Here is a 19,746-nt window from a genome sequence, read left to right on the forward strand (position 1 = left end):
GGACGTCTCAGCGTCGTGCCGCAGGGACGAATCGGACCGGTGTTCCCGGCACCGCCTGCGCCGCGCCGGCCAGGTCGGACTCCCTGACCACCGCGATCACGGGATAGCCCCCGGTCGTCGGGTGGTCGGCGAGGAACACCACGGGCCGACCGTCCGGTGGCACCTGGACGGCGCCGAGGACCATGCCCTCGCTGGGGAGCTCGCCGGTGAACTCCCGCTCCAGGGAAGGGCCTTCGGTGCGCAAACCGATGCGGTTGCTCGCCGAGGACACCCGGTACGCGCGCGTGGTCAGCGTGCGCAGGGCCGCGGGAGTGAACCAGTCGGCGCGCGGGCCCGGCGTCACCCTCAGGATCAGCTCGTGGGGCGGCGCGGGGTGCGGAACGGCGTCCACGCGCGCGTGGGGCCCGGCAGCCACCCCCAGCGGGATGACCGTGCCGTCCGCGAGCGGGGGAGGGCCGAGCCCGGAGAGCAGGTCGGTGGAGCGGCTGGCGAGGACCGGCTCGACGGCCACTCCGCCACTGAACGCGATATAGCACCGTACTCCGGAGACGGCCGCCGAGACGTCGAGCAGCGCACCGGCCGGTACCCGCACGGGGGCGCCCCATGCCACCGGGCGGCCGTCGACCGTCACCGGGCAGGGCGCCCCCACGACCGCCACCGTCACCGCGCAACGCGGCCGCACGGAGCAGCCGTTGAGCGTGGTCTCCAGGACGGCGGCGTCGGACGGGTTGCCGACGAGGCGGTTGGCGAGGCGGGCCGCGGCCGGGTCGAGGGCCCCGGAGCGCGGCACCCCGAGGTGCGCGTGCCCGGGGCGGCCCTGATCCTGCACCGTGGTCAGGGCCCCGGCCCGTACGACGGCGAAAGCACGGTCGGTCATCGTGCCTCCGAGCCCTGTACGAGGGGAGCGGGCACGAAGCGCACCCGGACCCCGGGGGTGAGCAGCGCGGCGGGCACGCGCGCGTGGTCCCACAACACGGCGTCGGTCGTGCCGATCAACTGCCAGCCGCCCGGCGAGGAGCGCGGATACATCCCGGTGTACGGACCCGCGAGGGCGACGCTGCCGGCCGGGACGCTCGTACGCGGCGTGGCCCGGCGAGGCACGTCGTAGCGCTCCGGAAGTCCGGTGAGATAGCCGAAGCCGGGCGCGAACCCGCAGAAGGCGACCCGGAATTCGGTGGCCGCGTGGATGCGCGCCACCTCCGTCACCGGCACCCCCCAGTGCGCCGCCACATCGGCCAGATCGGGCCCGTCGTAGCGGACGGGGATCTCCCGCACGTCCTCCGCGCGCGCCGACAGCGGCGGAACGTCCAGGGCGGCGAGCTCCGCGCCGACGCGGACGGGGTCGTCAAGGCCGTCCAGGAGCACCGTGCGGGCCGCGGGCACGATCTCCCGTACGCGGATCAGGCCCGCGGCCCTGCGGCGCAGCAGCTCGGCGTGGAGGGCCTGCGCCTCGTCGCCGTCGGCGAGTTCCACGAGCAGCGCGAGATCGCCGACCGGAAGCACCCTCACGCGAAGGCCTCCACCCGCACGCCCGCGCCCTCGAGGCGCGCCCGGACCTGCCGGGCGAGGGCCACCGCGCCCGGGGTGTCGCCGTGCAGGCACAGTGAGCGCGCGCGGACGCCGATCCGCCGGCCGTCCAGAGCGGTGACGGACCCGGACCGGGCCATGCCCACGGAGCGTTCGACGACCACGTCCGCCTCCGTGATGACGGCGCCCTCGGTGCCGCGTGGCACGAGCGTCCCTTCCGGGGTGTACGCGCGGTCCGCGAACGCCTCGGTGACGACCGGCAGTCCGGCCTTGTCGGCCACTTCGAGGAAGCGCGATCCCGGCAGCCCGAGGACGGGCAGCGTGTCATCCGCGAGGAGGACCCCGGCGACGACGGCGTGGGCCTGGTCCTCGTCTTGGACGACGCGGTTGTAGAGCGCGCCGTGCGGCTTCACATAGGCCACGCGCGCGCCCGCCGCCCGCGCGAAGACCTCCAGCGCGCCGATCTGGTAGGCCACTTCGGCCGCCAGTTCGTCGGCGGGTACGTCCATGGAGCGGCGCCCGAAGCCCGCCAGGTCGCGGTAGGAGACCTGGGCGCCGATCCGTACGCCGCGTTCGGCGGCCTGTGCGCACACGCGGCGCATGGTGGCCGCGTCCCCGGCATGGAAGCCGCAGGCCACGTTGGCGCTGGTGACGACGGAGAGCAGCTCTTCGTCGTCGGTCAGGCGCCAGCGGCCGAAACCCTCACCGAGGTCGGCGTTGAGATCGATCACGGCGTCGATCGAGGCTTCCGTCATCGAGGCTTCCGTCATCTGCGTGGATCTCCGTTTCCGTCCGGCGGCCGCTCAGGCCACCCGGTACTGCTCGTCGCGGGCGTCGGTGACGAACATCTGGCCCGGCGCGTGCGTGATCGCGAACGGCGGGCGCGAGGCCATCACCGCGGCCTGGGGTGTCACCCCGCATGCCCAGAACACCGGGATGTCACCGGGCTCGGCGGCCACCGGATCACCGAAGTCGGGCCGGGTGAGGTCGTCGATGCCGAGCCCCGCGGGGTCCCCGCAGTGCACCGGGCCGCCGTGCACCGCGGGCAGCAGGGAGGTCTCCCTGATCGCCGCCGAGAGGTGCTCGGGCGGGACGTGGCGCATCGACACCACCATGGGGCCGTGCAGACGGCCCGCCGGGCGGCAGGGGCGCGCGGTCACGTACATGGAGACGTTGCGGCCCTGCTCGACATGGCGCATCGGGACGCCGGACTCCGTCAGCGCCCACTCGAAGGTGAAGCTGCAGCCGATGAGGAACGACACCAGGTCGTCCCGCCAGTGCTCGACCACGTCCGTGGGCTCGTCGGTCAACTCGCCGTCCCGCCACACCCGGTAGCGCGGCAGATCGGTCCGCAGATCGGCGCCGGGCGCGAGGGTCGTGGTCCAGGAGCCCGCGTCCGTGACGTCGAGCACCGGGCAGGGCTTCGGGTTGCGCTGGCAGAACAGCAGCATGTCGTACGCCCAGTCGGCGGGCACGGCGATCAGATTGGCCTGGGTGTGGCCGGCGGCCCATCCCGCCGTCGGGCCGCTCGTACCCGCGCGAAAGAGCGCGCGGGCCTCCGCGGGGCTGTGCGACGCGGTGACCGAGGGGCTCATGTCAGCTCCTTCCCGCGCGTCTCGGGCAGTCCGAACAGCGCGAGCACGGCGATGGCGTAGCCCAGCGCGCCGAAGACCAGCGCACCGCCCACACCCCAGCTGTCGGCCATGAAGCCGACCATGGTGGGGAACACGGCGCCCACGGCGCGTCCCGTGTTGTACGTGAAGCCCTGCCCCGTGCCGCGCACGGCTGCCGGGTAGAGCTCGCTGAGGAACGAACCGAAGCCGCTGAAAATGGCCGACATACAGAAGCCGAGCGGGAAACCGAGCACAAGGAGAAGGCCGTTGGCCCCGTCCGGGATGTTCGTGTAGGCCAGGATGCTGGCCGCGGAGAGGAACGCGAAGAGCGTGATGTTGCGTTTGCGGCCGAGGATGTCGGTGAGATAGCCGCCCGCCAGATAGCCGATGAAGGCACCGGAGATGAGGAACGCGAGATACCCGCCCGTGCCGACCACCGTGAGTCCGCGCTCGGTCTTCAGGTAGGTGGGCACCCAGGTGGCGAGCGTGTAGTAGCCGCCCTGCACGCCGGTGGAGAGCAGGACCGCGAAGAGCGTGACGCGCAGCAGGCCCGGTTTGAAGATCGCGGTGAACGACCCCTTGTGCGCGCTCTTCTCGCGCTCCTCGGCCGCCTCCGGGGCGTCATGCACGTTGCGGCGCACGTAGACGACGAGGAGGGCGGGCAGCGCGCCGGTCCAGAACATCACGCGCCAGGCGATGTCCTCGTCCAGGAACTGGAACACCACGGTGTAGACGATCACCGCGAGCGCCCAGCCGATCGCCCAGGAGCTCTGGATCGCGCCGAGCGTGCGGCCGCGGTTCTTGGCGGTGGCGTACTCGGCGACCAGGATCGCGCCGACCGCCCACTCGCCGCCGAACCCGAGGCCCTGGAGGGCGCGGAAGACGAGCAGCGTCTCGTAGTTGGGCGCGAAGCCGCAGGCGACGGTGAAGACGGCGTACGTGATGACCGTGATCATCAGTGCCTTGACCCGGCCGATCCGGTCCGCGACCACCCCGGCGATCGCGCCGCCGATGGCGGAGACGACCAGGGTGACCGTGGTGAGCAGGCCCGTCTGGCCGCTGTCCAGGCCGTAGTACGCGGCGATCGCGACCATGCTCAGCGGGAGCGTGAAGTAGTCGTAGGAGTCGAGGGCGTAGCCGCCGAAGGCGCCCGCGAAGGCGCGGCGGCCGCGCGGGCCGAGGGCGCGCAGCCAGCCGAACGCGCCACTGTCGTCAGTGTCGTTGGCGGGGTCGCCGTCCGTGGGGCGGGTGTCGGTCGACAGGGTCTGGGGCGGCGGGGGTGTGCTCATGGGCACCTCGCAGGAGGGGGGACTGTGCCGTGCCCGCCAAGGTAGAGGATCGTTGAACGATCCCTCAATACCCATGTTGTCTCGTTCTTGTATCTGCGATTGAATCCCGGCATGGCTGAGGGAATGGCTGACCCGAGCGGACTGGCCGACGACCGTGCGCTCCTGGGGCGCACCAGTACCGCGGAGCGGGTGTCGGACATCCTCCGCAGCCGCATCGCCGAGGGGTACTTCCCGCCCGGAGTGCGCCTGTCGGAGGACAGCATCGGCGGCGCGCTCGGCGTCTCGCGCAACACGCTGCGCGAGGCCTTCCGTCTGCTCACGCACGAACGGCTGCTGGTCCACCAGCTCAACCGCGGGGTATTTGTCCGTGTTCTCACCGTCGAGGACGTAGAGGACATTTACCGCACCCGACGCCTCGTGGAATGCGCGGTCGTCCGCGGTCTCGGCGAGCCGCCCTTCGTCCTCGACGGACTCGAGAGCGCCGTCGCGGACGGCACGAAGGCCGCCCGCGAGCGCAAGTGGAAGGGCGTTTCCACCGCCAACATCCACTTCCACCGGGAGCTGGTCGCGCTCGCCGGAAGCGCCCGCACCGACGAGGTGATGCGCAGCGTCTTCGCCGAACTCCGCCTGGCCTTCCACGTGGTGGACGACCCGCGACGCCTGCACGAGCCCTACCTCGCGCGCAACCGGCAGATACTGCAGACCCTGCAGAAGGGCGACGCCGCGGAGGCCGAGCGGCTGCTCGCGGTCTACCTCGACGACTCGCTGCGCGGCCTCGTCGAGGTCTACGGCAGCCGCGTCGCGGAGGGCGAGCGGACCGGCGGCTGAGCTCCGGGCGGACCGGCGGCTGAGCCCCGGGCGGACCGGCCAGGGGCGTTGCCAGATCTGCGCCGTTTCGACCGTTGTCAGACCGAGGATCTAGTCTGTGCAGCGTGACTTCGCCTGCCGTTACGGACACCGCTCCGCCCCAGCTCAGCGCGGGGCCGAGGCCCGCTCTGGGCCCGGCCGCCGACGAGGGCCTGGCGCGGCGGCTGCGCGCGCTCGCCTGCACGGCGCCGCTGCACGACCTGGACGTGCGCAAGGCCAACCTCGCGGGCGAGTACTCGGTGTACGCGATGGCGGAGGTGGCCCTCTCCGCCATCGATCTCGTCACCCTGAACATGGACTTCGACACCGGCGCCGACCACGAGCAGATCGTGGCCAGGCTGCTGCCGCGCGTCGGGGCCCAGGCCCCCCGCCGCCCCGTGGCCGAACACGAGCGCGTGGCCCGCTGGGTCCTGGAGAACCTGATCAACGTCGGCAGCGTCGACCGCGGCTTCCGCGCCGTGTACGGCACCTTCGCGCCCGACGGCACCTATGTGCGCAGGGACTACGACTTCAAGCTGATCGAAGAGGTGCCCGGGTACGGGGGCGGTGTCTATCTCCGCACCACGGACGAGGCGGTCAACGTCCTGGTGGGCGCCCTCGACACCGACGTCACCAGCGCCCAGATCGCCGCCGAGGTGAAGCTCGAGGTGCTCATCAGCCGCGGCCGACTCGCCGACGCCCAGCTCGCCGCCGAGCAGGCGCGCTATCGGACCGTGCAGTACTCGGAAACGCTCCGCAGGGCCCTGGACGCCACCCGGCGCAACGTCCGCGCGGTCGACTGGCTCCGGGCCGTCCCCGACATGATCGCGGAGGCGCTCGACCACGTCGCCGACCGCTATCGCCACGAGAACGCGATCCTGACGAACATCCGCAAGGCACGCGACGAGTCCGAGGACCCCGAGCAGAAGCGCCGCGCCGCCGAGCTCGTCGACATCGTCAAGGACTGCATCCGCCGCCACACACAGCTCCAGTCGCGGCTCCTCGAAGCCGGCCCGCTCTTCCGCGCCGAACAGGACCGCCAGGCCTTCGCGGCCCCCACCGCCCGCACCGGCCTCGATCTGTACGGCCAGCTCGTCGCCCCCCTGCTGCCCCTTCCGGTCGAGCAGGCGAGCCGCGTGACGGGCGCCTTCTTCGCGCGCGGGACGGGGCTGCGCACCCCCGTGTCCGTCCGCGTCGGCGACCTCGTGGACATACTGCTCACGCCGCCGCAGGAGCGGGAGCACCTGGGCATGGAGATGCCCGAGCCCGACCTCATCGCCACCCCCGACGACAGCCGCTTCAGCGAGGAACAGCTCGCCGACGCCATGCAGCTGCTCGACCTGCCCGCCGACGCGCCGAGGCGCCTCTCCGGACTGCTCGCCGATGCGCGCCGCCGCGACACCGAACTGCCCTACCTGGTCGCCCTCCTCGCCGTCCACGCGGCAAGCCCGCCGGTCGGCACCGCCTACCGCCAGGGCGAGGAGAAGCTCCTGTTCGCCGTGGACGACGGCGCTCAGCTCGACGACCCGGAGTTCGGCGGCGCCGACCTCATCGTGGGCACGGCGCTCCTGGACGCCGCCGGCATGGCGGCCGGCCGGACGGAGGGCGCGTGAACACTCCCGAGACGCCCCCGAGCACTCCTGAAGCGCTCGTGAGCACCCCCGACCCCTGCCACCCACTCCCGTACCACCGCCGCAAGGAGCACAAGCCGTGACCGAGCACCCCGCAGAGCACGCCGCGTGGGGCGAGCCGGACGCGACGGCGGCGCCCGCGGTGGCCGCCCCCATCACCCCGGCCGACGCCGCCGACGCCGCCCGCCTCGTCGCCTTCGGACTCCAGCCCAAGCTCCAGCCCGCCCGCGACCAGGAGTACGCCGAACTGCTGCGCAGGTACCGCGAGGACCCGCCCTTCGCGCGGCTCGCCGACGCCGTCGCCGCCGGGCTCGGTCTCGTCGTCCTGGAGGTCTCCCCGCGCGCGGGGATGGCCGTGACGGCCGCCGACGACTCCGTGTTCGCCGTCCGCATGGGCGACTACGCACGCCGTACGGCCGCCGACTCCACCGACCGCTTCCTGCACGGTCTGGCCCATCTCGCCGTCGCCGCCCTGGCGTTCCCGCGCCCCGAGGACCTCGCCGACGACGGCTACATCGGACGCGTCACGGTCAACGGAGTGGACGCCTTCGTACGACAGGCCTGCCACCGCCTGGAGGAGCGCGCCGAGGAGCAGGGCGAGAACTCCGACCCGGCCACCGACACCCCCGGTCTGGAGGCGGCCTGGCGGATCTGGGCACGGCGCAGCTCGACGGGCGCCACCAAGGACGCCCGGCGCCTCGCCGGGTCGACCACCGGGATCATCGGCAAGGCCGTCGCGTTCCTCACCGACTCCGGGTTCCTGCAGCGCACGGGCGACGACTCCGGCGGCACGTACCGCACCACGGCCCGCTATCAGCTGCAGGTGCGCGACATGGCGGGCGGCGCCGCCATGGCCGAACTCCTGGAACTGGGCGTCGTGCCCGTCACGGACGGGTCCGCGACCCTGCTGCCCCCCGAAGAGACCGACGACCTGGAGCTGGCCGCCGACGCGGGGCTGCCCTTCCACTCCTGACGACTCGCGCCCCGCCCCCCACATCCCCGCTGTTCCCCACGACTTACGACGAGAGTCCGCCGCCATGTACGAGCTGTCCCGGGTCCGCCTCTACTCCATCGGCCCCGCCGGTGCGCGCTACGCCGACACCGTGCTTGACCTGCGCGGCGTCGGCGCGGAGGTGCCCGACCCCGCGCCCGCCCAGGCGGAGTTCTTCGAGGACGAGCCGGTCGGCCCCCCGCGCCGCCCCGCGCCCGCGGGCGTCCTCTTCCTGGAGAACGGCGGCGGCAAGTCCGTCCTGCTCAAGCTGATCTTCTCGGTGATGCTGCCGGGGCACCGCAACACGCTGGGCGGCGCGAGCTCCGGAGTGCTGCGCAAGTTCCTGCTCGCCGACGACTGCGGGCACGTCGCCCTGGAGTGGCAGCACACCCTGACCGGCGAGTGCGTGGTCGTCGGCAAGGTCAGCGAGTGGAGAGGGCGGCAGGTCTCCAACGACCCGCGGAAGTTCGCCGAGGCGTGGTACTCCTTCCGGCCGGGACCCGGCATGAGCCTGGACTCGCTGCCGGTCGCCGAGTCCACCGCCGTACGCCCCTTTGTGGAAGGCGCTTCGGGCGCCCAGGGGCGCCGGCGCACCATGAAGGGCTTCCGTGACGCGCTGACCGAGGCGGGCAAGGCGTACCCCCACCTCGAGGTGCACTGGGAGGAGATCCACGACCGCTGGAACGAACACCTCGGCGACCTGGGTCTGGACCCCGAACTCTTCCGCTACCAGCGCGAGATGAATGCCGACGAGGGCGAGGCCGCGGGCCTCTTCGCCGTCAAGAAGGACTCCGACTTCACCGACCTGCTGCTGCGCGCCGTCACCGACACCCGCGACACGGACGGCCTCGCCGACCTCGTGCACGGCTTCGGCAACAAGCTGGGCCGCCGCTCCGAACTCATCGCCGAGCGGGAGTTCACCGCGGGCTCCGTCGACCTGCTCGGCCGCATCGTCGACGCCGCCGACACACGCTCACGCGCGCGTGACGTGCACGCGGGAGCCGAGCGGCGCACCCGTACGCTCGCCCGCCGCCTCTCCGCGCGCGCCGTCGCCGAGCGGAACAAGGCGGGGGAGCTCGCCGAGCGGGTCACCGCCGCCGCGCAGACCGTCACCACGGCGGAGGAAGCACGCGGCAGGTCCGCCCTGATCTCCGCCGAACTCGCCTTCAGGCACGCCTCCTTGGCGCTCACCGTCGCGGAGAAGGCCGCCGCCGCCCAGCGCCGCGAGCTGGCCGACGCGCGTCAGCTGCACGCCGCCTGGCAGGCGGCCGAGGCCGTCCTGCGCCACCGCGCGGCCGCCGACCGCTCCGCGCGCGTGGCCTCCGCGATCCTGGAGGCCGAGCGGGACGCGGCTCCCGCCCTCGCCGCCCGCTCCAAGGCGGCGGCCGATCTCGTCCGTGTGCTGCACACCGCGGCCGAGGGCGCCGAATCGCTCGCGAACGAGGAGGAGGAGCGTTCGGCCGCGCTCCAGGAGACGGGCGAGGCCGCCCACCGCGACGCGACGGTCGCCGCGACCGAGGCGCAGCGCGCCCGCAGCGAGGCCGGACACCTCCGTCAGCGCCTCTCCGAAGTCGAGCAGGAGACCGCGGAGGCGGTCCGCGCGGGCTGGCTCGACGACACCGCTCCGGACGCCGACCCGGCGCGCGCCGCGCTGGCCGCGAGCGACGCCGAGAAGACCGCGGCGGCCGCCTGGGACACCGCCCGCGAGACCTCCCTGCGCGCCGCCGAGCACGCCAAGGAAGCAGCCGCGGCTGAGGCCCGCGCCGAACTCACCGCGGCCCGCGCCTCGGACGCCGCGGACGCGGCCGAGCACGCGTACGACGCGGAACGCCGGGCGGCGGAGTCGATCGCCGGGGACGTGCGCCTCGCCGAACTGCTCGGCCTGCCCGGGGCGAGCTCCCAGGGCGGGGTGCCGCAGCCTCGGCAGGGGGCCGCGGAGACAGGCAACAGCGCCGACCGGGACGACGAGGCGGGCACCCGCACCGCGATCGACGGCGCGCTCTCCCTCACCGAGCTGGACCGCAGCGCCGACGACCTCCGCACCCTCCTGGAGGACGGGGTCGCATCCGCCGAGCGGCAGCTCTTCGAACTGCGGACCGCCGCCGCCGACGACTCCCGCATCCTGGGCGCACTCGGCGACGGCGGCCTTCTCCCGCCGGGGCCCGACGTCCTGGCCACCGTCGAGTTCCTCGGCGAGCACGGCATCCCCGCGCTGCCCGGCTGGCGCTACCTCGCGCAGGCCGTCGACCCCGCCGACCACGCGCGCGTGCTCGCCGCCAGGCCCGAACTGGTCGACGGCGTCGTCATCACCGACCCCGCCACGCACGCACGGGCCCGCGAGGCGCTCGCCGGCGCCGCCCTGCTGCCCCGCTCCGCCGTGGCCGTGGGCACCGCGGCCGCCCTCCTCGCGCCGACCCCCGGCGAGGACGCACAGGGCGGGGACGTCTTCCTCGTACCGCCGAACCCCGCCATGCACGACGAACACGCCGCCGACGAGGAGCGGCAGGCGCTCCGCACGCGGGCGGCGCGGCGCGACGAGGAGATCCGGACGCTCGCCGGGCGCCTCACCAAGGACCGCGAGCTCGCCGCGCGGCTCGCCTCCTGGCGCGCCGGCTGCCCCGCCGGACGCATCGAAGAGCTCGCCACCGCCGCACGCAGCGCCCGCGCCTTCGCCGAAGAGGCCGAGGCCGAACTCGCCGAGGCCCGCACGGTCCGGGCCGAGGCCGACGAGACGGCGGCCGAAGCGGCACGCGCGCGGGACGAGCGGCAGGAGGCCGCCCAGCGCGCGCGACGCGTCGCCGACGCGCTCGCCGGTCTCGCGTTCCGCCTGCGCGAGCGCGCGGGCTGGCAGACCAAGCTGCGCGAACTGGCCGACGACGCCGTGGAGTCGGAGGCCCGCGCCCAGACCTGCCTGGACCGCGCCCGCGCCGCCGACGAGGACCGGCGCGCCGCCCAGCGCGCCGCCGACGACGCCCGCCGCACCGCCCGCGCCCTGCGCGCCGAGCGCGCCGAGATCGCGGGCGCCCCGGAGGACGTGCCCGAGGACTCCAAGGACACGGCGGCGCCCAAGTCGTCGCTGCCCGCACTCCGCGAGGCCTACCGCGCGGCCTCCCAGCTCTACGAGAAGGTCGGCGTCGGCGCCGACCTGCGCGCCGAACAGGCCCGCGCCGAGAGCGACGAGAGCGGCGCCCTCGCCGAGCTCGACCGGCTCAGCAACAAGGTCCGCACCCGCGCCGCCCTGCTTCTGGAAGGCACGGACGGTTCCGACGGCCCCTCCCGCCAGGCGGCGTCCGCGCGCGCCGAGGCCCAGGTCCAGCTCATCGAGACCCGCGCCTCCGCCGCGAGCGAGCAGCTCGGCAGGCTCCGCGGCGAGGCCGAGCGCCTCGCCCCCCAGGACGACGCCGAAGCGCACACCGAGCTGCCCGAAGACCTGGTCCCCGCCGACGCCGAGCACGCGCAGGCCCTCCTGCGCACCGCCACCGGTGAACTGGCCGCCCACACCGAGGCGCTGAGCCAGGCCAAGGACGCGCACGCCACCCTCCTGCACGCCCACCGCGCCACCGAGGACGCCGCCGGCGGCTTCGACGAGACCGCCGCCCTCCTGCGGGACCTGCTGCGCGAGCAGCACCAGGAGGAGGAGACCGAGGAGCCCGAGCCCTACCCCGGCACCCTCGAAGAGGCCCGGCAGTCCGCGTCGGAGGCCCGGCGCTCCCTGCGCGGCTGCGCCGCCGACCTCTCCACTGCCGAGGCCGCCGTCCGCGAGGCGAGCGACATCCTCGTACGGCACGCGAACTCCACCCGCTACGAGCAGGTACGCACCCCCGCACGCCAGCAGATCCGCGAACTGCCCGCGTCCGCGCTGCCGGAGCACGCCAAGAAGTGGGCCGACGCCTTCGCGCCCCGGCTGCGAGTGCTCACCGACGAGCTGGAGCAGCTGGAGCGCAACCGCGACAGCATCGTGGACCGCCTGCGCGGCCTCGTGGAGTCCTCGCTCGCCACGCTCCGCTCCGCCCAGCGCCTCTCCCAGCTCCCCGAGGGCCTGGGGGAGTGGTCGGGCCAGGAGTTCCTGCGCGTCCGCTTCGATGAGCCCGACCAGGCGACGCTGACCGAGCGCCTGGGCGAGGTCATCGACGAGGCCACGCGAGCCGCGGTCAAAAAGAACTCCGACCTGCGGCGGGACGGCATGTCCCTGCTCCTTCGCGGAGTTCAGGCCGCCCTCGAGCCGCGGGGCATCGCCGTGGAGATCCTCAAGCCGGACGCCGTGCTGCGCGCCGAGCGGGTGCCCGTCGGCCAGATGGGCGACGTCTTCTCCGGCGGGCAGCTGCTCACCGCGGCCATCGCCCTGTACTGCACGATGGCCGCCCTGCGCAGCAACGACCGGGGCCGCGACAAGCACCGGCACGCCGGCACGCTCTTCCTCGACAACCCCATCGGCCGCGCCAACGCCACCTACCTCCTGGAGCTGCAGCGGGCCGTCTCGGACGCGCTCGGTGTGCAGCTGCTCTACACCACCGGCCTGTTCGACACGACGGCGCTCGCGGAGTTCCCGCTGGTCATCCGGTTGCGGAACGACGCGGACCTGCGCGCGGGCCTGAAGTACATCAGCGTCGAGGAGCACCTGCGTCCTGGCCTGCCGCAGCAGGACCCGGCCGAGGAGACCGTGCACGGGGAGATCACGGCGACGCGGATGTACAAGCGGCCTGCCGCCTCGGCGCCGTAAGCCTCAGGCCAGCCGGTCGGCCAGCCACTGGTGGAAGAGGCCGATGTGGTGCTCGGTCGGCACGAGCACCCCGCCCGCGCGGTAGGCGCGTGACGCCATCGCGGGCTGGGTGCGCTCGCAGGCCTCGAAGTCCTGTTCGTTGACCCGGTGGAAGAGCTCCACCGACCTGGTGAGGTCGACGCCGGACGCGACGACCTCGGGTGCGTACAGCCAGTCGCACTCGACGACCGTGCGGTCCTCGGCCAGCGGGAACATCCGGTGCAGGATCACATGGTCGGGGACGAGGTTGATGAAGACGGTCGGCCTGATCGTGATCGCGTAGTAGCGGCGGTCCTGGTCCTCGGCGACCTCGGGGAGCCGGTCGAAGCCGGGGCTGCCGTCGACGGTGAACCCGCTGACCTCCTCGCCGAACGAGGCGCCGTGCCCGACGTAGTACTGCGCGGCGAACCCGTCCGCGAACTCCGGCAGGACATCGGTCAGTTCGGGGTGGATGGTCGCGCAGTGATAGCACTCCATGAAGTTCTCGACGATCAGCTTCCAGTTGGCCCGTACGTCGTACGTGACGCGTTTGCCGAGGGCCAGCGATTCCGTCCCGTAGCGCTCTATGGACGCCGCGTCGCCCAGGCGTTCGACGGCCGCGCCGATGACGGTCTCCTCGAAGGAGGGCGGTTCGTCGGCCAGGCACACCCAGGCGTAGCCGAGCCACTCCCGCAGCGCGACCTTGACCAGGCCGTACGCGGTGCGGTCGACGTCCGGCATCTTCGTCAGGTTCGGCGCGGCGATCAGCTTGCCGTCGAGGTCGTACGTCCATGCGTGGTACGGGCATTGGAGCGCGCGGCGTACCTCGCCCGCCTCCTGGGTGCAGAGCCGGGCGCCGCGGTGCCGGCAGATGTTGAGGAAGGCGCGCAGCTCCCCGGAGCGGGAGCGGGTGACTAGCACGCTCTCGCGGCCGACCTGGACGGTGCGGAAGGCGCCGGGTTTGCCGAGGTCGGCGGCGCGCACCGCGCAGAACCAGAGCGACTCGAAGACGCGTTCCTGCTCCTGCCGGAAGATCTCGGGGTCGGTGTAGAAGTGGCCCGGCAGCGTGCTCATCAGGCTGGCGGCGGTCGGGGCCTCGGGGGTGGTCGTCACGGTGGCGTACTCCTCAAGCGGGCGCGGCGGCCAGGCGGCTGGGGTCGAAGAGCTCGATGGGGTGATCGGTGGTGCCCCGCAGCGCCAGATCGGCGACGATCTCGCCGACGACCGGCACGAACTTGAAGCCGTGCCCGGAGAACCCGGCGGCCACGGTGACCGATTCCGGGTGGGCCGGGTGGCGGGCGATGACGAAGTGTTCGTCGGGGGAGTTGGAGTACATGCAGGTCGCGGCCTTGAGGAAGCGTCCGGGCAGGGAGGGGATGTGGCCCGCCATGTGCTCCGCCATCGCGGCGACCTCGTCCTCGTGGACCGTGCGCTCGATGGTCTCGGGCGTGCAGGGCGTGCCCTTGCGGAAGAAGGCGACCTTGGCGCCGAGGTCAGGTCCGTCGATGGCCGGGAAGCCGTAGACCTGCACGTCGTCCGCGTCCTCCCAGATGTAGATCGGGTGGTTCTGCGGCAGGAAGGGCCGCACACCGCCCGTCGGCTGGAACCAGTACATGACCTGCCGTTCGATGGTGAACGGCACCCCGATGTCGGTCAGGAGCTGCGGCGCCCAGGCTCCCGGGCAGATGACCAACTGGCCTGCGGTGTAGGTGTCTTCGGGAGTGTGCACGCGCACGCCGCCCCGATACGGCTCCCAGCGCGTCATCGGCTCCTCGAAGTGCAGGTCGGCGCCTTGCTGCGTGGCGAGCTGCAGATGGGAGGCGACGGTGTTCTCGGGGCGGACGAGGCCGGCCCGCGACTCGTACAGGGCGACCTCGTCGTCGCGTGGGGCGAGCGTCGGGAAGCGGCGGCGTATCTCGGTGGCGTCGAGCATCTCGTGGGGCAGGTCCCACTGCCGCGCGGAGAGCAGCGAACCGGAGACGGTGCGGCTCTCGGGCCTGCCGATCATCACGCCGCCGCACAGGGTGGCGATCTCGCGGCCGGTGTCGCGCTCCAGGCGTGCGTACAGCTCGTATGAGCGAAGGAGCAGCGGGACGTACGCGGGGTCCTCGAAGTAGGACTGCCGGGTGATGCGCGAACCGCCGTGGCTGGAGCCGCGGTTGTGGACGGGTCCGAACTTCTCCAGGCCGAGGACGCGGGCGCCGTGCGCGGACAGGTGGTGGGCGGCGGCACTGCCCATGCCGCCGAGGCCGATCACGATCACGTCATAGGTGGGGGACACAGAGCTTCCTCCAGAACAGCGGCCGCTCGGCCTCTAGCGGCGGATGCGGGTCATCTTCGGGTCGAACAGGGGCTCTTCGGCGACCGTGGCGGGCACCTTCTCGCCGAAGTACTCGACGTGCACGCCCGTGCCCGCCTCCAGCGGCGGCAGCCACGCGTAGGCGATACACCGGCCCAGCGTGTAGCCGTACGAGGCGCTGGTGACGTACCCGGCCGGTGTCCCGTCGACGTGGACCGGCTCCTTGCCGAGGACCACGGCGGCCGGATCATCGAGCAGGAGGGCGGTCAGCTGGCGCGTGGGGGCATCGAGGTGTTCGAGCGCGGTGCGTCCCACGAAGTCGCCGCGGTCCATACGGACGGCGAAGCCGACACCCGCCTCGTACGGATTGTGCTCGGTGGTCATGTCATGGCCCCAGGCGCGATATCCCTTCTCCAGGCGCAGGCTGTTGAACGCCGACCGGCCGGCCGCGATCACACCGTGCTCCTGCCCCGCCTCCCAGAGGGTGTCCCAGAGGCGGAGCCCCGTGTCGGCGCTCGTGTAGAGCTCCCAGCCCAGCTCACCGACGTACGACAGGCGCATCGCCGTCACCGGGACATGCCCGATGTACGTCTCCTTGGCCCGGAAGTAGCCGAACGCCTCGTGCGAGAAGTCGTCGTGGGTGAGCGGCTGGACGAGGTCGCGGGCGAGCGGGCCCCAGACACCGATGCAGCAGGTGCCCGACGTGATGTCCCGCAGGTGGACGTCGTCGGGGGCGTGGCGCAGGAGCCAGTCGAGATCGGCCGGGCTGTTGGCGCCGATCTGGAAGCGGTCCGGGGCGAGCCGGGCCACCGTGAGGTCGGAGCGGATGCCGCCCGCCTCGTCCAGGAGGAGGGTGTACGTCACCGCGCCGGCTTTCTTGGCCAGGTTGTTCGAGGTCATGCGCTGCAGGAAGGGCAGCGCGCCGCGGCCCGATACCTCCAGACGGCGCAGGGGAGTCATGTCGTAGAGGGCGACCTTCTCGCGGGTCGCCCGCGCCTCGGCGGCCGCGATCGGCGACCAGTGGCGGGCCGACCAGGCATCACGCTCGGGGACCTCGACGCCCGCGAGCAGCGGGGCGTTCGCCTCGTACCAGTGCGGACGCTCCCAGCCGCCGCCCTCCAGGAAGACGGCACCCAGTTCCTGCTGCCGGGCGTAGAAGGGGCTCACCCGCAGCGGCCTTGGCCGGTCCATGGGTTGCAGCGGGTGCAGGACGTCATAGACCTCGACGAACTGCTGGGCGCCGCGGTCGGCGACGTACGCGGGGGAGCGCTGGGCGACCTCGAAGCGGGTGAGGTCGCAGTCGTGTACGTCGACGGAGGGCCGCCCCTCGATCATCCACTCGGCGAGCGCCTTGGCCACGCCCGCGGAGTGCGTCACCCACACCGCCTCGGCCAGCCAGAATCCGCGCAGCGCACGGGACTCACCGAGGACCGGCATCCCGTCCGGGGTGAAGGAGAAGACGCCGTTGAAGCCCTCCGCGACGTCGGTGCCGCGCAGGGAGGGCAGCAGCCATCCGCAGTCCTCCCAACTCGGCGCGAAATCCTCCTCGGTGAAGGGGTACGAGGACGGCATGTCCGCCGCGTCGTCGTACGCAGGGACGCTGAAGGCGTCCACGGGCAGGGGGCGATGGGCGTAGGAACCGATGCCGATGCGGTCGGTGTGCTCACGGAAGTACAGATCGCGGTCCTGGAAGCGGAGGATCGGCTTCGATGCCTCCGTGCGCGGGGAGTTGACGCCCGCGAGCTCGGGGAGCGGTGCGGTCTTCGCGTACTGATGGGCGAGGGGCAGGAGGGGTATGTCGACGCCGGCCATGCGCCCGATCACCGGGCCCCAGAAACCCGCGGCCGACACGACGTGATCGGCGGGGAAGGTCCCCTGGTCGGTCACGACGGCGGTGACGCGTCCCTCCTCCTGCTCCACGCCGGTCACGGTGTGCCGGTCGAGGAAACGCGCGCCACGCGCGCGTGCCCGCTCGATCTGCGCGCGGCAGGCGAGCACGGCACGGGCGAGCCCGTCGTCAGGGGTGTGCAGCCCGCCGAGCACCACGCTCTCGTCGATGAGCGGCCACATCTCCTTGCACCGGGCCGGACCGACCAGCTGTGCGCGCACGCCCCAGGAAGCGGCGTATCCGGCCTTGCGGTGCAGGTCGGCCCAGCGCTCGGGCGTGGTGGCGAGTTCCAGGCCGCCGACCGGGTTGAAGCAGGGCAGACCGTCCACCTCAAGGGCCCCGAACTTCTCGACCGTGTACGTCGCGAAGGTGGTCAGGGTCTTGGACGGGCCTGTCTGAAAGACGAGACCGGGGGCATGGGAGGTCGAGCCGCCGGGGGCGGGCAGCGGGCCCTGTTCGAGGACCGTGACGTCGCTCCAGCCGCGGGCGGTCAGCTCGTCGGCGAGCGAGCACCCGACGATGCCGGCGCCGATGACGACGACACGGGGCGGCGCGGAACGGCCGTTCACGGGTGTAGAGCCGTTCACGGGATCAGAGCCGCTCACGGGGTCACGGCCGTTCACAGGACCACCACCGAACGCAGTACCTCGCCGCGGTGCATCCTGCCGAACGCCTCCTCGACCTGGTCGAGCGTGATGGTCTCCGAGACGAAGCCGCCGAGGTCGAGGCGGCGGCTGAGGTACTGGTCGACGAGGATCGGGAAGTCCCGGGTCGGCAGGCAGTCGCCGTACCACGAGGACTTGAGGGCGCCACCGCGTGAGAACAGGTCGATCAGCGGAAGATCGATCCGCATCTCCGGGTCGGGCACCCCGACCTGCACGAGGACTCCCGCGTGATCGCGCATGTAGAAGGCCTGCCGGTACGTCGACGGGGTGCCGACCGCGTCGATCGCGACGTCGACCCCGAAGCCGCCGGTGAGTTCGCGGACGGCGTCGACCGGGTCCGTGCCGCGGGAGTTGACGGTGTGCGTGGCGCCGAACCGGGTCGCCCCGTCGAGCTTGGCCTCGTCGATGTCGACGGCGATGACGCGGCGCGCCCCCGCCAGCGCGGCACCGGCGATGGCGGCGTTGCCGACGCCGCCGCAGCCGATGACGGCCACGGTGTCGCCGCGCCCCACCTGACCGGTGTTCACGGCGGCCCCGTAACCCGCCATCACTCCGCAGCCGATGAGCCCGGCGGCCTCGGGGCGGGCCGCCGGGTCGACCTTCACCGCCTGTCCGGCGGCGACCAGGGTCTTCTCGGCGAAGGCGCCGATGCCCAGGGCGGGGCTCAGGGGAGTGCCGTCCAGGAGGGTCATGGGGTGGGCGGCGTTGCGTGAATCGAAGCAGTACCAGGGGCGGCCGCGCAGGCAGGAGCGGCAGGCTCCGCAGGGCGCCCGCCAGGCGAGCACCACGTAGTCGCCGGGCGCCAGATCGGCGACGTCGGCACCGATCGCCTCGATGGTGCCTGCTGCCTCGTGGCCGAGCAGGAACGGGAAGTCGTCGTTGATCGCGCCTTCCCGGTAGTGCAGATCCGTGTGGCAGACCCCGCAGGCCTGCACGGAGACAAGTACCTCTCCCGGTCCGGGATCTGGCACGACGATCGTCTGCACCTCGACGGGTGCGCCCTTCTTCATGGCGACGACGGCACGGACCTCGTGTGGCACGGCCAGACTCCTCTGCTGTTGCGCACTGCACGACGGGTTGCGCTATGAGAGACATAGTGGGAACGCCATCAAGAGGCCGTCAAGGGGTGGGAGTTAACCCTTGGCAAATCAGCAGCGCACAGCGGAACGCCTCCCGCACAAGGCGAGGGCGGAACCAGATAAACCGGTTCCGCCCTCGGTCTGAGCCCTCGTTCTCGGCCCTGTTTCTCGGCTCTCGTTCTCCGCCCGCGTCCCGGGCTTGTGGTGACCCCGCTCAGAAGCCGTAGCCCATCCGCCGCGACAGCTCCACGGCCGCGGCGACCGTGCGCTTGGCGAGCTCGGTCAGACGGTCCTCGGTCAGGCGGTACACGGGCCCGGACGCGCTGAGCGCCCCGATCACCTTGCCGTCGTGCGCGCGTACCGGCGCGGCGACGGCCGCCAGACCCACCTCGAGCTCCTCCACGGCGATGGCGAACCCCTGGTCGACGACGGCCTCCAGCTCGCCGCGCAGCGCCACCGTCCCGGTCACCGTGTGCTCGGTCAGGCGCGGCAGCGTCCGCGCGATCAGCCCCTCGCGCAACGTCGTCGGCAGATGGGCGAGGAGGATCTTGCCGCTGGAGGTGGCGTGCAGCGGCGTGCGCCTGCCCAGCCAGTTCTGCGCGGTCACGGACGCGGGGCCGCGGGCCTGCATGATGTTGACCGCGGCGTCGTCGTCCAGGATCGCGATGTTGACCGTCTCGCCCAACTCGTCGGCGAGGTCGCGGCAGACCGGTCCGCCCTCCTGGGAGATGTCCAGACGCACTGCCGCCGCCCCCGCGAGGCGGAGTACGCCGGCCCCCAGGAAGTACTTGCCGCGGTCCTTGGCCTGGCCCACGAGGCCACGGTTCTCCAGGACTCCGAGCAGCCGGAAGGCCGTCGACTTGTGCACCCCCAGCTCGTCGGCGATCTCCGTGACCCCGGCCTCGCCGAGCCGGGCGAGTATCTCCAGGACGCTGACCGCGCGGTCCACGGACTGGACGGACGCCGGCGCGGACTTCGGCTGCTTCTCGCGGGATCCGGGCCGGTTCTCGGGGCGCTCCTCGTGCGGCTCCTCGTTCTGATCAGGCTGTTTCCGCGTGCCGGTCATATCTCAACTCTCACCACCTCGCGGCCCGTTGAAGCCGCATCTGCGGGAAGCCCTTGACGCGGTGGGCTTCCCGGCCGGAGTCTGTTGCGCATAGCGCTCCCTCGTGCGCCATGC

General features: G+C 72.7%; 14 protein-coding genes. 4 read left to right on the top strand and 10 right to left on the bottom strand.

Annotation, left to right across the window (positions count from 1 at the left end; all coding sequences use genetic code 11):
• Nucleotides 1-7: 7 nt before the first annotated feature.
• The 5 genes from AB0M70_RS19010 to AB0M70_RS19030 are packed head-to-tail and all read right to left on the bottom strand — an operon-like array spanning nucleotide 8 to nucleotide 4,429.
• Nucleotides 8-877 carry a biotin-dependent carboxyltransferase family protein gene (locus AB0M70_RS19010; protein WP_365821095.1) on the bottom strand — a complete coding sequence of 290 codons (870 nt, stop codon included), beginning with the start codon at nucleotides 875-877 and terminating at the stop codon, nucleotides 8-10.
• Nucleotides 874-1,509 (bottom strand): allophanate hydrolase subunit 1, encoded by a 636-nt coding sequence (locus tag AB0M70_RS19015; RefSeq protein ID WP_365821096.1) that lies wholly within the window; start codon nucleotides 1,507-1,509, stop codon nucleotides 874-876. Before AB0M70_RS19015 ends, AB0M70_RS19010 begins: the two co-directional genes overlap by 4 nt.
• Entirely contained in the window at nucleotides 1,506-2,297 is a 792-nt protein-coding gene (locus AB0M70_RS19020; RefSeq protein ID WP_365821097.1) for a 5-oxoprolinase subunit PxpA, read from the bottom strand. The genes AB0M70_RS19015 and AB0M70_RS19020 overlap by 4 nt, the downstream gene beginning before the upstream one ends.
• 33 nt (nucleotides 2,298-2,330) lie before the next feature.
• Nucleotides 2,331-3,122, bottom strand: a complete 792-nt coding sequence (locus AB0M70_RS19025; RefSeq protein ID WP_365821098.1) for a putative hydro-lyase — start codon at nucleotides 3,120-3,122, stop codon at nucleotides 2,331-2,333.
• Complete coding sequence (locus AB0M70_RS19030; RefSeq protein ID WP_365821099.1) at nucleotides 3,119-4,429, bottom strand: MFS transporter; 1,311 nt, start codon at nucleotides 4,427-4,429, stop codon at nucleotides 3,119-3,121. The genes AB0M70_RS19025 and AB0M70_RS19030 overlap by 4 nt, the downstream gene beginning before the upstream one ends.
• 111 nt (nucleotides 4,430-4,540) lie before the next feature.
• Here AB0M70_RS19030 and AB0M70_RS19035 point away from each other — a divergent pair, with 111 nt between their 5' ends.
• The 4 genes from AB0M70_RS19035 (at nucleotide 4,541) to AB0M70_RS19050 (ending at nucleotide 12,617) form a co-directional block, all read left to right on the top strand.
• Nucleotides 4,541-5,257, top strand: coding sequence for a GntR family transcriptional regulator (locus AB0M70_RS19035; protein ID WP_365821100.1), 717 nt, complete (start codon nucleotides 4,541-4,543; stop codon nucleotides 5,255-5,257).
• A 104-nt stretch (nucleotides 5,258-5,361) separates the two neighbouring features.
• Nucleotides 5,362-6,888: a hypothetical protein gene (locus AB0M70_RS19040; protein ID WP_365821101.1), complete on the top strand. Its 1,527-nt coding sequence runs from the start codon at nucleotides 5,362-5,364 to the stop codon at nucleotides 6,886-6,888.
• Between the two features lie 160 nt (nucleotides 6,889-7,048).
• Entirely contained in the window at nucleotides 7,049-7,879 is an 831-nt protein-coding gene (locus AB0M70_RS19045) for a hypothetical protein (protein WP_365821152.1), read from the top strand.
• Nucleotides 7,880-7,943: 64 nt separating this feature from the next.
• Nucleotides 7,944-12,617, top strand: coding sequence for a hypothetical protein (locus tag AB0M70_RS19050; protein ID WP_365821102.1), 4,674 nt, complete (start codon nucleotides 7,944-7,946; stop codon nucleotides 12,615-12,617).
• Nucleotides 12,618-12,620: 3 nt separating this feature from the next.
• On the opposite strand, the gene AB0M70_RS19055 is transcribed toward AB0M70_RS19050, so the two are convergent.
• From AB0M70_RS19055 to AB0M70_RS19075, 5 genes are all read right to left on the bottom strand, one after another.
• Nucleotides 12,621-13,748, bottom strand: a complete 1,128-nt coding sequence (locus AB0M70_RS19055) for an aromatic ring-hydroxylating dioxygenase subunit alpha (RefSeq protein ID WP_365821103.1) — start codon at nucleotides 13,746-13,748, stop codon at nucleotides 12,621-12,623.
• Nucleotides 13,749-13,761: 13 nt separating this feature from the next.
• A complete protein-coding gene (gene solA, locus AB0M70_RS19060; RefSeq protein WP_365821104.1) occupies nucleotides 13,762-14,916 on the bottom strand; it encodes an N-methyl-L-tryptophan oxidase in 1,155 nt (384 codons plus the stop codon).
• Between the two features lie 33 nt (nucleotides 14,917-14,949).
• Nucleotides 14,950-17,391 carry an FAD-dependent oxidoreductase gene (locus AB0M70_RS19065; RefSeq protein ID WP_365821105.1) on the bottom strand — a complete coding sequence of 814 codons (2,442 nt, stop codon included), beginning with the start codon at nucleotides 17,389-17,391 and terminating at the stop codon, nucleotides 14,950-14,952.
• Between the two features lie 50 nt (nucleotides 17,392-17,441).
• A complete protein-coding gene (locus AB0M70_RS19070; protein WP_365821106.1) occupies nucleotides 17,442-18,527 on the bottom strand; it encodes an S-(hydroxymethyl)mycothiol dehydrogenase in 1,086 nt (361 codons plus the stop codon).
• Between the two features lie 253 nt (nucleotides 18,528-18,780).
• Nucleotides 18,781-19,632, bottom strand: coding sequence for an IclR family transcriptional regulator (locus tag AB0M70_RS19075; RefSeq protein ID WP_365821107.1), 852 nt, complete (start codon nucleotides 19,630-19,632; stop codon nucleotides 18,781-18,783).
• Between the last annotated feature and the right edge of the window lie 114 nt (nucleotides 19,633-19,746).

The sequence above is a fragment of the Streptomyces sp. NPDC051214 genome, assembly GCF_040682375.1.
GTDB lineage: Bacteria > Actinomycetota > Actinomycetes > Streptomycetales > Streptomycetaceae > Streptomyces.

Coding starts and splice junctions, on each gene's coding strand:
- AB0M70_RS19010 (WP_365821095.1), bottom strand. CDS start 877: ATGACCGACCGTGCTTTCGCCGTCGTACGGGCCGGGGCCCTGACCACG.
- AB0M70_RS19020 (WP_365821097.1), bottom strand. CDS start 2,297: ATGACGGAAGCCTCGATGACGGAAGCCTCGATCGACGCCGTGATCGAT.
- AB0M70_RS19025 (WP_365821098.1), bottom strand. CDS start 3,122: ATGAGCCCCTCGGTCACCGCGTCGCACAGCCCCGCGGAGGCCCGCGCG.
- AB0M70_RS19030 (WP_365821099.1), bottom strand. CDS start 4,429: ATGAGCACACCCCCGCCGCCCCAGACCCTGTCGACCGACACCCGCCCC.
- AB0M70_RS19035 (WP_365821100.1), top strand. CDS start 4,541: ATGGCTGAGGGAATGGCTGACCCGAGCGGACTGGCCGACGACCGTGCG.
- AB0M70_RS19050 (WP_365821102.1), top strand. CDS start 7,944: ATGTACGAGCTGTCCCGGGTCCGCCTCTACTCCATCGGCCCCGCCGGT.
- AB0M70_RS19075 (WP_365821107.1), bottom strand. CDS start 19,632: ATGACCGGCACGCGGAAACAGCCTGATCAGAACGAGGAGCCGCACGAG.